This is a genomic window from Candidatus Legionella polyplacis (assembly GCF_002776555.1).
GTDB classification, from domain to species: domain Bacteria; phylum Pseudomonadota; class Gammaproteobacteria; order Legionellales; family Legionellaceae; genus Legionella_E; species Legionella_E polyplacis.
The window spans coordinates 450,801-466,595 of record NZ_CP021497.1 but is presented as its reverse complement, the minus strand read 5'-3'; the positions used below and the strand labels follow the sequence as shown (position 1 = coordinate 466,595).

Below are 15,795 nucleotides of genomic sequence, written 5' to 3'. Positions count from 1 at the left end.
GAATTAATTTTTAACCCCCATCCTAATAAATTTTCTATAACGATTCTTTAAAATCTCATCTAAAGAAAATGATTTAAGAATCTTTAGTTCTTTTAAAAAAACACTTTTCAAATATAAAAACATTTCATAAGTACATCTATGAGCTCCACCTAAAGGTTCTTTAATAATCCTGTCAATCAATTTTAATTTAAAAATATCTTTAGAAGTAATACCCATAGCGCATGCAGCTTCATTAGATTTATTTACATCTTTCCATAAAATAGAAGCACATCCTTCTGGTGAAATAATAGAATAAATACTATATTCTAACATTAAAATCCTATCCCCTATACCAATAGCTAAAGCTCCACCAGAACCAGCTTCCCCAATAATTGTACAAATAATTCTTGTTTTTAAATTTGACATTCCTAATAAATTCTCAGCAATTGCTCTAGATTGATTGTATCTTTCTGCAACAACTCCTGGATATGCTCCTGGAGTATCAATAAAAGTAAAAACAGGTAATTCAAATTTTTCTGCTAATTTCATTAAACGCAATGCTTTCCTATATTCCTCTGGTCTAGCCATTCCAAAGTTACGATATATCTTTTCTTTTGTATGTTTTCCTTTTTGATGACCTATTAACATAACCGAATCATTACCTAACTTAGCTAAACCCCCGATTATTGCCGGAGCAGATGAATAATATCTATCTCCATGCAACTCTTGAAAATCAGTAAAAATATTATATATATAATCACTTGTTTGAGGCCTTAATGGATGTCTAGCAATTTGAACAATTTTCCAAGGATCTAATTTTGAAAAAATTTTTTTTATTAAAATATAATATTTAGATTCAAGATAATTAATTTTTTTATTAATATATTTCTTATTATCATCACAAATCATAACATATAACGCTTTGATTTTTTGATATAATTCTTCTATAGGAGATTCAAAATCTAAAAAATTTCTATTCATAGATATTTATTTAAAATATTATCTATCAAAAAATAAATAAAAACTTATAAAAATATATAATATATTATGTCATATAATCTTTTTTTAAAAACAAAAAATAATATATTAAATAATTTTAAATTAAAAACAGATCAAATTGATATATGGGAATTCTCTTATAACATTATTCCAATTAAACTAGCAAAAAATTTTCTTAGCTCACAAGAAATTTTAAAAGCATCAAAATTTAATTTTGACTATCATAAACATAAATTTATAATAAATCGCGCTTTATTAAAAATAATATTAAGTCATTATTTAAAACAAAATATTCACAAATTAAAACTAAATTTTAATAAAAACGGAAAACCCTTTATTAACTATAAACATATTCAATTAGAATTTAATTTAAGTCATTCTTACAAAATATCATTGTTAGCTATTGGAAAAAAATACCCAATAGGTATTGATATTGAATTTTTTTTTAAAAGAAATTTTAACAAAATTATAAAAAAAATCCTTAATTTTAAAGAATTAACTATATTTAATCAAATATCTGAAAAATTAAAACCTACCATATTTTATAAAATATGGACACAAAAAGAAGCATTTATAAAAACATTTGGTTTAAAAATAACTTTTCCTATACCATATCCACATTCTTGGACTATTGAAAATCTTATTAATAACCTTAAAATAACATTAAAATTAAAAAATAACCAACTTTGGAATATAATATCTTTCTCACCAAAAAAACTATATAATGCATCTATTTGTTATTCTCAAAATATTAAAACAATTCGATATAGAACAATATATCCGCAAAACTTTTATGAATACTTTTATCAAATTAATAATTAACAATCTATATGTAAGATATCTGTATACATAATCAAAAATAATTTTTATATAATAAAAGAAACAATTTTTTAATTGCAATCTTTTATTAAACTAAATAAAATTTATTAAAACTATTTAATGTCTTACATAAATAAAAAAATTATTTCCAACCTATTAAATAAAAAAAACTTTAAAAAAAAATTTAACTTATATGTTTTTAAATCTATAAAATCAACAAACCAATTTCTTAAAAAATTACCCTATAAACCAATACTAGAAATTTGCTGTTCAGAACAACAAACAAATGGAAAAGGTAAAAATAATAAAAAATGGATTTCCCCTTTTGGAAAAAATATTTATCTTTCCAGTAAATGGAATTTAAGATGTAAATCATCTTTACTACCTGGACTAAGCTTAATAGTTGGACTATCTATAATAGACAGTCTAAAATTTAGAAATATTAAACAAAATTTAAAAATTAAATGGCCAAATGACATTTTTTGGAAAAATAAAAAAATGGGAGGCATTCTAATAGAAAATAATATTAAATGTAATAATTTACAAAAAATTATCATAGGAATAGGACTAAATATAAACTTGAATCCTTATAAATATTCATCAAAAAAAAAGTTTTTTTGCTCCCTACATGAAATAATAAAAAAAAAATATAATCGTAATTATTTAATTGCTAACTTATTATGTTCATTAAACAATAATTTAAAACTGTTCTTAAAAACAGGATTTCATTCGTTTTTAAATAAATGGAAAAAATTTGATTTTTTACTTGGAAAGTATATTGGAATATCTCAATCAAAAAAAAGTTTATTTGGAATATATAAAGGAATAAATAACAATGGTCATCTTATATTAAAAATGAATAAGAAAATTATCAATATTGCATCAGGATCTATAATTTACTCTCGTAAAATTAATAAATATTACTATTCTAAAAACATAATCTTTAAAAGAAAAAAATAAAACACAATAAAAATTTTCCTTTCCATTACCTTTTTTTAATAAAACCGATAACTGTTTATTTATTTTCATTATCTAATTCTTTGTTACTATTTTCTTTTTTTTCTTTTTGAATACGTAAATATATCTCTTCTCTATGAACAGAAACATTCTTAGGAGCATTAATTCCTAATCTAACTTGATTACCTTTAACTCCTAATACAGTAATATTAACTTCATCACCAATCATTAATGTTTCACCAAGACGTCTAGTCAAAATTAACATACTTAATTCTCCATATAAAATATAGATAATACAACAACTTAAAATATATATATTTAATTCAAATAATAACAAAATATTTATAACAACCATCATACATAACAAAAAAAACTAAAAAAATAATAAAAACAATTATAAAAATTATTATTTATAAAATCTTAATAACTTTAATATATAAAATTAAACACTTAATCTCATATCTAATTACTAGTTACCAATATATTATTAAAATATAAAATCAATCTATATTAACACAAAATTTACACCCCATTATATGCTTATAAAGCAAAATACTTTATAAATTTAAATAAAAAATTTCCAATAATAATCAAAACTTAATTATTCATATATTATGAAAAATAAATTCTACATATTCTCTACTATTTTTTTAGAAAATTCCATAGTACCTAAACAAACCGCATCTTTCATTTTTTTATAAAAATCACTAGTAACAAATTTACTCTTAATAGTTTTTTTTATTCCATCCATAATATAATCAGCAGCCTGATACCATCCAATATGTCTTAATAACATTTCTGCAGATAAAATTAATGAACTAGGATTTGCAATATTTAAATTGGCATATTTAGGAGCACTACCGTGCGTAGCTTCAAACAAAGCAATATTATTTCCCATATTAGCCCCTGGTGATATTCCAATTCCACCAATCTGAGCAGCCAAAGCATCTGAAATATAATCTCCATTCAAATTAAGAGTAGCAATTACCCCATAATCTTCTGGTTTCAATAAAATTTGTTGAAAAAAAGCATCTGCCATTATGTCTTTTACTATAATATTCATTTTATTTTTAGGATTTATTAGTTGCGCCCATACACCATTTGAATGTGGAATTCCATTAAAACACTTATATACAACATCATAACCCCATTCTCTAAATGCTCCCTCAGTAAATTTCATAATATTACCTTTATGAACCAATGTTACTGAACCATAATTATTATTAATCGCATATTGAATAGCAAATTTAATCAATCGTTTAGTACCTTCTTCAGAAACTAATTTTATTCCAACTCCACACGAATTAGAAAATCTTATATTTCTAACTCCCATATTTTTACATAAAAAATCTATAACTTTTTTCGCACCTACTGAATTTGCCTTCCATTCAATACCAGAATAAATATCTTCTGAATTTTCCCTTAAAACTACCATATTAACTTTCCAAGGTTCTTTAACAGGAGTAGGAACTCCATAAAAATAACGCATAGGCCTACAACAAACATATAAATCTAACAATTGACGAATCTTTACATTTAACGAACGTATACCACCACCAACAGGTGTAGTTAATGGACCTTTTATTGAAATCAAAGCCTTTCTCATTATATCTAAAGTTTCTTCTGGAAGAAACTCACCAAATCCATACATCTTTTGTGCTTTATCCCCAACATAAACCTCTAACCAAACAATTCTTTTCTTATTTCCATAAGCTTTCTGCACTGCACAATTGACAACATACAACATTGATTCCGTTATATCTTTCCCAATACCATCACCTTCAATAAATGGAATAATTGGATTATAAGGTACATTTAATACGCCATTATTGCTAACAGTAATAAACTCTCCATCAGTTGGTATACAAATATAACTCAAATTTCCTCTCCTATATTTATATCATATTTAATGATTTTGTTAATATATTCAAAATATCTTATTTAAAATTAAACATAAAATATATAAATTTCATCTACAAAGTATAAAATATCTATTATTAAAAATAAACTCTTACTAAAAAAAAATTATATAATAATTATTGTTACTTTAATTTATTATTAATAATTTAATTCTATTAAGATAATATTTATAAAAAATTAAAATAAAATCTTATTCATTAAATAATATACAAAAGGCCATAAAATAATACTTAACAATACATTCACAATTAAAATCATTAACTTCATACAATAATAACCAAATAAAATATTGATAAAACACATACTAACCTGATATAAACAACATGAATATCCTATTATAAATAATTTTTGTATAAAAGAAAGAAAATTAAAAAACTTAATTTTATCCCTTAAAAAAAATATAGTTAAATTTAAAGAAAAACTATTTTGCCCTAATACTGTACAAGATAACACATCCAATATAACTCCAATACAAAATATAAAAAAAGGATTAACAATATAAGAAAAATAAAATTGAAAATATAAGATTAATATCAAAAACAAAAAAGGTTTAATTTCTATAAAAAAACTTGAAAAAAAGTAAATATTTAAGATAAATGCTATAAATATAACAAAATATATACGAAAACATTTCATATTAAAAATACTATTTAATTAGTATGTAATATTCATACGTCTAGTAATCTGATTAATACATTTTACTTCCTCTCTATGAGATAATAATAATAATACTAAATGATCTTTATTTAATGAAGAAAATGGTTTTACTATTACTTTTAAAAAAAAATTTCCAGTAACATTTTTTATATTTGTAATATATCCAATTGGATATCCTTCTGGATATGTACATCCTAATCCAGATGTAACTAGAACATCACCTTTATAAACAGAAGATTTACCATATGCATTTATTAATAATAAATTATTAGAATTATTACCCTTTAAAATAAAATAATTACCATTCCTAATATCCTTAGCTAAAAATGAACTCTTAGAATCAATAATCAAAAGTACAGTACTTGTATTTCTTCCTACATCAATTATTTTTCCAACAAAACCTTTTGAATCTAAAACAGTTTGTCCAATATAAACACCATCATTTATTCCTTTATTCAAAACCATTATTTGCTTTGCACTATTAATACTCGTAAATATAACATCTGCTACTATTGTCTTTATTGACTTTCTAATAGATGCAAATAACAATTTACGTAACTCTAAATTTTCTCTTTCAATAAAATTTAATCGATGCAATCTTATCTTAAGAAAAAAAATTTCATAATTTAATTTTCTAATTTCTTTTATAAAATAAAATTTACTAATAAAAAAAAAATATACTAATTGAAAAGCTTTAATAAAACCATTAATAATAAATTGAATTGGATAAACCAACATTAATATATTATTTCTTAATATACCTAAAAAACTATAATAAAAATCACATACCATTAGAATAAAAGAAAATAATAAAAAAAATAAAACACATCTTAGATTTTTTTTTGCCATAATCTATATCTCTAATTATTCAATTGAAAGAAAATAATTTTCATAAAAATCCATTGTTTCCAATACTTTTCCACCTCCACGTACTACACAGGTTAAAGGATCTTCCGCTATAGAAACTGGTATTCCAGTTTCTTCCATCAATAAAATATCTATGTTTTTTAATAAAGCACCACCACCAGTTAAAACCATTCCATATTCAGCTATATCCCCAGCTAATTCAGGAGGTGTAGATTCAAGAACCGATCTAACTGCTCTAACAATTCCTAAAATTGGTTCTCGTAAAGCATCAAATATTTCACTACTATTCAATATAAAAGAACAAGGAATACCCTCTGTTAAATTTCTACCTCTCACACTAATTTCTAAAATATCTCTATTTGGAAAAGCTAAACCAATTTCATGTTTTATCTTTTCAGCCATAGTTTCTCCAATTAATGTACCGTAATTCCTACGAACATATGAAATAATAGAATCATCAAACTTATCACCACCAATCCTAACTGAATTATGATACACAATTCCATTTAAAGAAATAATTGCTACCTCTGTTGTACCCCCACCAATATCTACTACCATAGATCCATTAGCCTCATCCACCGGCATTCCAGAGCCTAATGCTGCAGCCATAGGCTCTTCAATAAGAAAAACTTCTCTAGCCCCAGCACCAATAGCAGATTCACGAATAGCCCTTCGTTCAACTTGAGTAGATCCACAAGGAACACATACAAGAACTCTAGGACTAGGCCTAATAAACTTATTTTCATGGATTTTATTAATGAAATGTTGTAACATTTTTTCTGTTACAAAAAAATCAGCAATTACACCATCTTTCATTGGTCTTATTGCAATAATATTACTTGGAGTTCTTCCTAACATAGACTTTGCTGACACTCCAACAGCAGCAATTCTTTTCTGTCCATCTTTAATTCTCAACGCTACTACTGAAGGTTCATTTAAAACTATGCCTTTTCCTTTAACATAAATTAAAGTATTAGCAGTTCCTAAATCAATTGATAAATCATTAGAAAAAATACCTCTTAACTTCCTTAACATAATAAACTCTATGCTTACCTATAAATAAGCAAAATTAAAAAATATCTGATAAATAATAATTCGAAATACTTAAGATAATATCACCAAAAAAATATTTTTAAAACCTTTTATGAGACCTACATTTATTTTTTTTTAAATTGAATCAATAGACATATTAGAATAATTCCAATATTCTTTTTATATATCCCTTATACATATAAATATATAATGTATAATCAATATATTAATATATATCACTTTCATATTTAATATTTGTATAAAACAATAAAAATTGTAAAATAATATCAATAATTAGTCTATAAAATTGTTTTAAAATAAAAAAACAAAATTTAATTTTTTTTCACAAATTATAAATAATATTTTATTTTATTTCATTTTTAATAATATTTATTATTTTTTCAACAGAAGAATTAATAAATAAAGACTTTATCTTCTTTTTAATATCTTTTCGTTTTACATATAATCTATTAACCCACAATAAAAGACTTTCTGCAGTTACAGTATCTTCATCTAAAACTACACTAACTCCTTTTTTTTTAAAATAAAAAGCATTGTCAATTTGTTCTCCACGACTAGCATTTTTAGATAATGGTATTAAAATATTTGGTTTACCTAGAGAAAGAATTTCATAAATAATATTCGCACCAGCTCTTGATATCACAATATCACTTGCTGCTAGTAAATCCGAAAAAATTTCATTAGCAAACTCAATTTGAAAATAATTTTTCCTATAAAAAAAAGATAAATCTAAATTATTAAATCCACATAAATGAATTATTTGATATTTTACACAAAATAAATGTAATGATTTTCTTATAATAGAATTTAAAATTAAAGAACCCTGACTTCCACCAACTATTAATATACAAGGAATACTATCATTAAAGCCACAAAAAGATAAACCTTTAGATTTTAATCCACGAAATATAGAAGATCTAATAGGAATACCCGTAATAAATATTTTTTTATTTTTTAAAAATAAATATTTCTTTTTTAAATTCATTGATAAACATACAGATGTTACAAAAGGCAAACTTAGCCGATTAGATAAACCTAAAGTTATATCAGACTCATGTAAAATTACAGGAATATTATTTAACCATGCTGCAATAATTACAGGAAAAGAAGCAAAACCACCTTTTGAAAAAACAATATTAACTTTCATTTTTCTAAATTTAAAAAACGTTTGAATTATTCCAAATAAAACTTTTATTATATCTATAAAATTTTTCCAACTAAAATAACGTCTTAATTTTCCACTTACTACATAATGATACGAAACAAATGGAAAGAATGACATCAAATATTTATCCATTTTTTTATCTAAACCAAAATAATGTATTTTACAATTACTATCATTTTTTAATGATTCTATAATTGCTATATTTGGAAAAATATGCCCAGCACTGCCTCCTCCTGCAAAAACAATACAAAACATAAGAAATATAAAAACACTATTATTTTATGTAAAATTATAAATTATCATATTCTGATAAGTAAAAAAACATAAAAATAAAGATTTTAAATATTAATAAAATTGTTAATCAACACTAATATATTTAATTTTTATTAAAAAATAATTTATAATTATAAATTATTCTAACCTAATAAAAATTAGAATAAATAATGAAATCATTCAATTTACATTCTATATCCCCAATAGACGGTAGATATTCAAAAAAAACAAAAATACTAAAAACTTATTTTAGCGAGTTCTCTCTAATATATCATAGATTAAAAATAGAAATTTACTGGTTAAAATCCTTAATAAACAACAAAAAAATTAAAAATTTAAATAAATTAAATGACAAAGAACAAAAATATCTAAAAAAAATACTAAGTAATTTTAATGAATCTGAAGCAAAAAAAATAAAAAATTATGAAAAAAAAACAAATCATGATGTAAAAGCAATAGAATACTATTTAATAGATAAATTTAAGAAATCTAAAGTATTACAACAATATACACCGTATATCCATTTTGCATGCACATCAGAAGATATAAACAATCTTTCCTATACAATAATGATAAAAGATGCTATACAATATGTTATACAACCTGTCTTATCTAAAACTATTGACAGTATAGTAACATTAGCAAAAAAATACGACAATATACCAATGCTATCTAGAACACATGGGCAACCAGCATCAACAACAACAATAGGAAAAGAGATGGTAGTATTCTTATCTAGACTAGAATACCAAAAAAATCAATTATCTAAAATATATTTGTCAGCAAAATTTAATGGAGCTGTAGGAAATTACAATGCACATATTATTGCCTTTCCCAAAATAAACTGGATAAAACATTGCAAAAAATTTATTAATTCGTTTAAACTCCCATTTAATAATTATACAACACAAATAGAACCACATGATAACATAGCAGAACTATGCCATCTAATGACACGAATCAACAATATCTTACTTGATTATACAAGAGATATATGGTATTACGTATCAATAAACTATTTTTCCTTAAAAATCTTTTCAAAAGAAACAGGTTCTTCTACAATGCCACATAAAAATAATCCAATAGAATTTGAAAATGCAGAAGGAAATCTCAGTTTATCTAATGCGTTATTTACATACTTTGCAAATAAACTAACAAAATCAAGGTTACAACGTGATTTATCAGGATCTACAGTATTACGAAATATAGGAGTTCCTTTTTCTCATACAATAATTGCTTATAAATCAATCATTAAAGGAAATAAAAAAATTTTAATCAACCGTAGTATAATAAAAAAAGATTTAAACAATAATTGGAAAATAATGTCTGAAGCAATACAAACTGTAATGAGAAAATATAAAATACCAAACGCTTACGAAAAAATAAAAAAAACAACGAGAGGAAAAACAATTGATAAAAACAATATAAAAAAAATTATTCAAAATTTAAATCTACCAATTAAAATAAAAAATAAATTAAACAAACTAAATCCGGAAAAATATATTGGATTATCTAAAATATTATCAAGAAATTTCTATAAAAATTTTAATAAAAATACATAAAATATATATATCAATAAAAACAAAACGTAAGAATAATAAAAATAAAAAATTAAAACCGAGATGGCGAAACTGGAAAACGCGCTAGACTCAAAATCTAGTAGTTATTAATAACTTTACGGGTTCAAATCCCGTTCTCGGTAAAATATATTTTTTATATTATCAATATATAATAATTATTTATTTTTTATATACAACAACTATTCAAAATAGACCATCTAGGATTAACTGATATAGAAAGATCACAATCATGGATTCCTTTCAAAAAATACTGACATCCTATATAAGCAACCATAGCACCATTATCTGTACAATACTCTAATCTAGGAAAAAATACATCACCATTTAATTTTTTCATTAATATTGTCAATGCCTCTCTGAGCGCTCTGTTGGCACTTACACCTCCTACAACAACTAATTTACTATTTAAAGTTTTTTTTATAGCTCTTTTGCATTTAATAACAATCGTATCTATAACAGCATCTTGAAATAATTTAGCTATATTTTTTTTTGCTTTTTCATCCTTATCACTTTTATTCCAAACTTTAACTGCATACGTTTTTAATCCACTAAAACTAAAATCTAATCCAGACTTATAAATCATTGGCCTAGGAAACTTTTTAAAAAATAAATCATTATCTCTAATAATATCTCTATCTTTGTTAAAAGAATCCGCAATTTCAGCTAAAACAGAACCACCTGGATACATAATACCCATCATTCTAGCTATTTTATCAAAAACTTCTCCAACAGAATCATCTAATGTATTTCCTAATAAACAATAATTACCTAATGAATATACTTCAATCAATTGAGTATGACCACCAGATACTAATAATCCTAAAAACGGAAAATCAAGATTTGGATAATCAAGTTTAACCGATAATAAATGTGCTTCTAAATGATTAATTGCTAAAGAAGGTTTATTCAATGAATAAGCTAAACTCTTTGCAAAACAAGCTCCTACTAATAAAGAACCAACCAAACCAGGACCAGCAGTATATGCTATAGCATCAATATCGGTTATTTTTAATTTTGCTTTCAATAAAACTTCATCCATTAATGGTATCAAACGTTTTATATGATCACGAGATGCTAATTCTGGAACTATCCCTCCATAAATACTATGCAACTTAATTTGTGAATATAATACATGAGAAAGCAATCCATATTCAGAATCATAAATTGCCATACCCATTTCATCACAAGATGACTCTATCCCTAATACTCGCATTTATATTAAATAATAATGATTATTGCTATTATTTTTATAATCTATAATAAAAAATAAAATTTGACAAATACATCTTATAAAATTAAAATATGTCAACCATATTTTTTTAGGAGAATAAATGCCAACAATTCGTATAAAAGATGGAGAAAACTTGGAATATGCTCTAAGACGCTTTAAACGATTATGTGAAAAATCTGGAATTTTAAACGAATTAAGTAAAAGAGAATTTTATGAAAAACCAACAACAGAACGAAAAAGAAAACAAGCAGCCGCTATAAAAAGACATTTTAAAAAACTTACCAGAGAAGAATTCTTTACAAAAAAATCTAAAAAAAATAGTAAACATAATAGAAAAATAAAAAAATATAAAAAAATAAAATATTTCAATAGTTAAAAATATTAAAAAACATTCTAATTAACATTATATTTTCACAATTATCACATAATTGAATAAATATTTAATGAACTTAAAAAATTTAGAATATTAAAAAATTAATATAATTATTGTTATTTAATCAATAAAATTTATTTAAAAAAATAATAATACAAAGTTCAATTTTAAAAAAATAAAATTTATAAAGAACAATCTAAAAATAATGTTCCCAACAGATTCACAATCCATAGCTAGCATAGTATTAAAACAAATAGATATAGTTCAAATAATTAATGATTACCTAAATTTAAAAAAAATAGGAAATAATTTTACTGCATACTGTCCGTTTCATAAAGAAAAAACTCCATCTTTTAAAATTGAAACAAAAAAACAATTTTTTTATTGTTTCGGATGTGGAAAAGGTGGAAACGCAATTAACTTTATTATGAATTATTTTAATAAAAATTTTTCTGACTCTGTTAAAATACTAATTTCTAAAATTAATACAAAAGTAAATTTCGTACCAAATAAAAATAAAAATTATTATTTTACAAATACATATAATTTACTAGAAAAAATAAATTCTTTTTATCAAAATATATTAGAAAAAAAAGGAAAAAACGCAATAAAATATTTAAAAAATAGAAATATAAAAATAGAAACAATAAAATATTACCAATTAGGATATGCTCCAAAAGGATTTCATACACTTATAGATAACTTCAAAACTTATCAAAAGGATTTAATCAGTACAGGAATGATTATAAAAAAAAATAAAAAAATCTATGATCGATATCAAAATAGGATTATATTTCCTATACACAACCATTGCGGAAAAGTTATAGGTTTCGGAGGAAGAGCTTTAGAAAAAAAACAAAATCCAAAATATATTAACTCACCAGAAACAACTTTCTTTAAAAAAAGCTTTGAGCTTTATGGATTATATCAAATAACACAAACTAAAATTAATTCTATCCTTATAGTGGAAGGATATATTGATGTTATCACTCTATTTCAAAATAAAATTAAAAATACAGTTGCTGTATTAGGAACATCAATAACAAATAAACATATAGAAATATTAAAAAAATATACAAAAAAAATAATCTTTTGTTTTGATGGAGATCTACCAGGAAAAAAAGCATCATGGAATGCAATGAAAATTTGTTTATCACATATAAATAAAGAATTACATATTTATTTTGCTTCATTACCAAACAATCAAGATCCAGACGAAATTATTCAAAAAGAAGGAAAAAAAAAATTTATTCATTATATAAATAACTCTAAATCATTAGATATTTATCTTTTAGAAAATTTTTATAAATATTTTAGTATAAATTCAATCATAGAGAAACATAAATTTATACATGCAATCAAACCATATATATTAAAAATACAAGATGTAATATATAAAGAGTTATTATTAAAAGAAATATCTAAAAAAATAGGAATTGACTTTAATAGATTAGAATATTTAATCAATAATCACAATAACAAAATAATCAATATATACAATAAAAAAAATAACTTTATTAAATCAAAAAATCCTACATTAAATATCATTTCTTTATTGATTCAATATCCAGAAATTATTTCTAAATATAATATAAACTTAAATTCATTAACCGATAATAATACAATAATAAAAATTATTATAAAACAAATACATGAAAATCCTAAAATTAATACCGCATTATTACTAGAAAAATGGAGAAATACCTCATTATTTAAATATTTTATTAAATTAGCATCATGGAAACATGAATCATTAAAGAATAACTTTTCACAAAAAATTAAAAATTACATTGCAATTTTAAAAAAAAAAAAATTAGAAACTAAAATAGAAAAATTAATTAAAAAATCACGAAATAAAGAACTTACTCAAACAGAAAGAACACTTTTACAAAATATGATTATAAAAAAACATAAAACTCAAAGAAAATTAAAAATTATTAATGATATAAATATTGGCAACTAATTACGACTAGTTTATAATCAAATTATTTTTTTATTCTAAAAACGATATTTTATTAAAATACTTCAAATTATGAAAAATGACCAAGAACAACATTCTCAAATCACTAAAGTAATTAAATTAGGAAAAGAACAAAATTATCTTACTTATTCTCAAATTAATGATTTTCTACCAAATATTATTGACCCAGAACACTTTGATGTCATCATAAACATGCTAGAATCAATGAATATCAAAGTTTTTGAAATATCTCCAAATGAAAATGAACTTGCTTTACTAGGAACAACAGAAGAAATACCAGAAGATGTAGAAGAAGTAGCAGCCGCTATTGCATCAGTTGATACAGAAACAGGAAGAACAACAGATCCAATTAGAATGTATATGAGAGAAATGGGAAGTGTAGAATTATTAACACGGCAAGGAGAAATTGAAATAGCCAAACGAATTGAAGATGGAATAAATCAAATTTTAAAATCACTAGCAAATTATCCTAAAACAATAGAACTACTATTAATAGATTATGATAAAGTTCTATCTGAAGAAATAAAATTAAATGATCTTATAAATGGTTTTTTAGATACAAAAACAACAAAAGAATCAAATATCACTAATATAAAAAAAATAGTTATAGATAACATACCTCAAAACGATCTTATTCTAATACAAAATCCTGAAGAAACAACAGAAAACAATAATGTAAAAAATAATATTAATTCAGAAGAGGAAGAAGAATTAAATCCTAAACAAGCTAAAATATATTTTAATAAACTGAGAAAAAAATTTAATCATGTAATAAAAACACTGAAAAAATACGGAAATACATCTAAAAAATCTCTATCTTCAATAAAAACAATGTCAAATTGGTTCCTAAAATTTAAACTAACAACAAGACAAGTAGATCGTTTAACACAATATTTTAAAAAACTTAAAAACAATATTAAAAAATATGAAAAAAACATCATGCACTTATGTATTTATAAAGCAAAAATACCTAAAAAAATATTTATAAATACTTTTTTAGGTGAAGAAACAAACTTAACTTGGATTAATACATTAATAAACACACATTCTAAAAAATTAGATTTAAAATTAATATCAAAATACAGTGAAAAAATAAAATTTCTTCAAAATCATTTAATTAATCTTGAAAAATTACATGGACTTACAATTAACGAAATAAAAGACATAAATAATAAAATTTCATTAGGTGAAACTAAAGCAAAAAAAGCTAAAAAAGAAATGGTAGAAGCAAATTTACGTTTAGTAATTTCTATTGCTAAAAAATATACTAACAGAGGTTTACAATTTTTAGATTTAATTCAAGAAGGAAATATAGGTTTGATGAAGGCTGTAGATAAATTTGAGTATAGAAGAGGTTATAAATTTTCTACATACGCTACATGGTGGATTAGACAAGCAATTACTAGATCTATAGCTGATCAAGCCAGAACTATACGAATTCCCGTACACATGATAGAAACAATAAATAAACTTAATAGAATATCTAGACAAATTCTTCAAGAAACAGGAAAAGAAGCTACACCAGAAGAATTATCAAAAAAAATGGATATAAATGAAGAAAAAATACGAAAAATACTAAAAATAGCAAAAGAACCAATTTCTATGGAAACTCCAATAGGAGACGATGAGGAATCACATCTAGGAGATTTTATAGTAGATAATAATATAGAATCTCCATCAGATAAAGCTACAATAGATGGATTAAGAGAAGCCACAATAAATATATTATCTACTTTAACTCCTAGAGAATCTAAAGTATTAAAAATGAGATTTGGTATAGAAATGAATACAGACCATACTTTAGAAGAGGTTGGAAAACAATTTGAAGTTACAAGAGAACGCATTAGACAAATAGAAGCAAAAGCCTTACGAAAATTAAGACATCCATCTAGATCAGAAAAATTACGTAGTTTTCTTGAAAATGATAAAATTTAACCTCAA

At 23.0% G+C, this 15,795-nt stretch carries 14 protein-coding genes and 1 tRNA gene; 7 read left to right on the top strand and 8 right to left on the bottom strand.

Features of this window, described 5'->3' with window-relative positions:
• Positions 1 to 3: 3 nt before the first annotated feature.
• Positions 4 to 960 (bottom strand): acetyl-CoA carboxylase carboxyltransferase subunit alpha, encoded by a 957-nt coding sequence (locus CCU22_RS02305; protein WP_100114967.1) that lies wholly within the window; start codon positions 958 to 960, stop codon positions 4 to 6.
• Between the two features lie 66 nt (positions 961 to 1,026).
• Between CCU22_RS02305 and CCU22_RS02300 the strand changes: the two genes are divergently transcribed.
• Entirely contained in the window at positions 1,027 to 1,800 is a 774-nt protein-coding gene (locus tag CCU22_RS02300) for a 4'-phosphopantetheinyl transferase family protein (protein WP_100114966.1), read from the top strand.
• Between the two features lie 117 nt (positions 1,801 to 1,917).
• On the top strand, positions 1,918 to 2,757 hold the full coding sequence (locus CCU22_RS02295) for a biotin--[acetyl-CoA-carboxylase] ligase (RefSeq protein WP_100114965.1): 840 nt from the start codon (positions 1,918 to 1,920) through the stop codon (positions 2,755 to 2,757).
• Positions 2,758 to 2,812: 55 nt separating this feature from the next.
• Here the strand turns inward: CCU22_RS02295 and csrA are convergent, their stop codons facing one another.
• The 6 genes from csrA to CCU22_RS02265 all read right to left on the bottom strand — a co-directional run bounded on the left by csrA (position 2,813) and on the right by CCU22_RS02265 (position 8,671).
• Entirely contained in the window at positions 2,813 to 3,019 is a 207-nt protein-coding gene (gene csrA / locus CCU22_RS02290) for a carbon storage regulator CsrA (RefSeq protein ID WP_100115046.1), read from the bottom strand.
• Between the two features lie 363 nt (positions 3,020 to 3,382).
• Positions 3,383 to 4,633 (bottom strand): NADP-dependent isocitrate dehydrogenase, encoded by a 1,251-nt coding sequence (gene icd, locus CCU22_RS02285; protein ID WP_100114964.1) that lies wholly within the window; start codon positions 4,631 to 4,633, stop codon positions 3,383 to 3,385.
• A 218-nt stretch (positions 4,634 to 4,851) separates the two neighbouring features.
• On the bottom strand, positions 4,852 to 5,310 hold the full coding sequence (gene mreD, locus CCU22_RS02280) for a rod shape-determining protein MreD (protein WP_100114963.1): 459 nt from the start codon (positions 5,308 to 5,310) through the stop codon (positions 4,852 to 4,854).
• An 18-nt stretch (positions 5,311 to 5,328) separates the two neighbouring features.
• Positions 5,329 to 6,180 (bottom strand): rod shape-determining protein MreC, encoded by an 852-nt coding sequence (gene mreC / locus CCU22_RS02275; RefSeq protein WP_100114962.1) that lies wholly within the window; start codon positions 6,178 to 6,180, stop codon positions 5,329 to 5,331.
• Between the two features lie 15 nt (positions 6,181 to 6,195).
• Positions 6,196 to 7,233, bottom strand: coding sequence for a rod shape-determining protein (locus tag CCU22_RS02270; RefSeq protein WP_100114961.1), 1,038 nt, complete (start codon positions 7,231 to 7,233; stop codon positions 6,196 to 6,198).
• Between the two features lie 361 nt (positions 7,234 to 7,594).
• Positions 7,595 to 8,671, bottom strand: a complete 1,077-nt coding sequence (locus CCU22_RS02265) for a UDP-N-acetylglucosamine--N-acetylmuramyl-(pentapeptide) pyrophosphoryl-undecaprenol N-acetylglucosamine transferase (RefSeq protein WP_100114960.1) — start codon at positions 8,669 to 8,671, stop codon at positions 7,595 to 7,597.
• Between the two features lie 188 nt (positions 8,672 to 8,859).
• On the opposite strand from CCU22_RS02265, the gene purB reads away from it, so the two are divergent.
• Both purB and CCU22_RS02255 read left to right on the top strand, forming a co-directional pair.
• Entirely contained in the window at positions 8,860 to 10,251 is a 1,392-nt protein-coding gene (purB, locus tag CCU22_RS02260; RefSeq protein WP_100114959.1) for an adenylosuccinate lyase, read from the top strand.
• A gap of 54 nt (positions 10,252 to 10,305) precedes the next feature.
• Positions 10,306 to 10,391: transfer RNA gene (locus CCU22_RS02255), tRNA-Leu, on the top strand.
• A gap of 44 nt (positions 10,392 to 10,435) precedes the next feature.
• On the opposite strand, the gene tsaD is transcribed toward CCU22_RS02255, so the two are convergent.
• Positions 10,436 to 11,482 (bottom strand): tRNA (adenosine(37)-N6)-threonylcarbamoyltransferase complex transferase subunit TsaD, encoded by a 1,047-nt coding sequence (gene tsaD / locus CCU22_RS02250; RefSeq protein ID WP_100114958.1) that lies wholly within the window; start codon positions 11,480 to 11,482, stop codon positions 10,436 to 10,438.
• A 118-nt stretch (positions 11,483 to 11,600) separates the two neighbouring features.
• Here tsaD and rpsU point away from each other — a divergent pair, with 118 nt between their 5' ends.
• The 3 genes from rpsU (at position 11,601) to rpoD (ending at position 15,789) form a co-directional block, all read left to right on the top strand.
• The gene (rpsU, locus tag CCU22_RS02245) at positions 11,601 to 11,876 is read left to right on the top strand and encodes a 30S ribosomal protein S21 (RefSeq protein ID WP_100114957.1); all 276 of its coding nucleotides are present in this window, start codon (positions 11,601 to 11,603) and stop codon (positions 11,874 to 11,876) included.
• Positions 11,877 to 12,078: 202 nt separating this feature from the next.
• Positions 12,079 to 13,836, top strand: coding sequence for a DNA primase (gene dnaG, locus CCU22_RS02240; protein WP_100114956.1), 1,758 nt, complete (start codon positions 12,079 to 12,081; stop codon positions 13,834 to 13,836).
• Positions 13,837 to 13,902: 66 nt separating this feature from the next.
• Complete coding sequence (gene rpoD / locus CCU22_RS02235; RefSeq protein ID WP_267889912.1) at positions 13,903 to 15,789, top strand: RNA polymerase sigma factor RpoD; 1,887 nt, start codon at positions 13,903 to 13,905, stop codon at positions 15,787 to 15,789.
• The last annotated feature ends 6 nt before the right edge of the window (positions 15,790 to 15,795 follow it).

Bases quoted from the DNA above. Each gene is read 5' to 3' on its own strand.
- purB (WP_100114959.1), top strand. From the start codon at position 8,860: ATGAAATCATTCAATTTACATTCTATATCCCCAATAGACGGTAGATAT.
- mreC (WP_100114962.1), bottom strand. From the start codon at position 6,180: ATGGCAAAAAAAAATCTAAGATGTGTTTTATTTTTTTTATTATTTTCT.
- mreD (WP_100114963.1), bottom strand. From the start codon at position 5,310: ATGAAATGTTTTCGTATATATTTTGTTATATTTATAGCATTTATCTTA.
- rpsU (WP_100114957.1), top strand. From the start codon at position 11,601: ATGCCAACAATTCGTATAAAAGATGGAGAAAACTTGGAATATGCTCTA.
- CCU22_RS02305 (WP_100114967.1), bottom strand. From the start codon at position 960: ATGAATAGAAATTTTTTAGATTTTGAATCTCCTATAGAAGAATTATAT.
- CCU22_RS02270 (WP_100114961.1), bottom strand. From the start codon at position 7,233: ATGTTAAGGAAGTTAAGAGGTATTTTTTCTAATGATTTATCAATTGAT.
- CCU22_RS02300 (WP_100114966.1), top strand. From the start codon at position 1,027: ATGTCATATAATCTTTTTTTAAAAACAAAAAATAATATATTAAATAAT.
- tsaD (WP_100114958.1), bottom strand. From the start codon at position 11,482: ATGCGAGTATTAGGGATAGAGTCATCTTGTGATGAAATGGGTATGGCA.
- csrA (WP_100115046.1), bottom strand. From the start codon at position 3,019: ATGTTAATTTTGACTAGACGTCTTGGTGAAACATTAATGATTGGTGAT.
- CCU22_RS02295 (WP_100114965.1), top strand. From the start codon at position 1,918: ATGTCTTACATAAATAAAAAAATTATTTCCAACCTATTAAATAAAAAA.
- CCU22_RS02265 (WP_100114960.1), bottom strand. From the start codon at position 8,671: ATGTTTTGTATTGTTTTTGCAGGAGGAGGCAGTGCTGGGCATATTTTT.
- dnaG (WP_100114956.1), top strand. From the start codon at position 12,079: ATGTTCCCAACAGATTCACAATCCATAGCTAGCATAGTATTAAAACAA.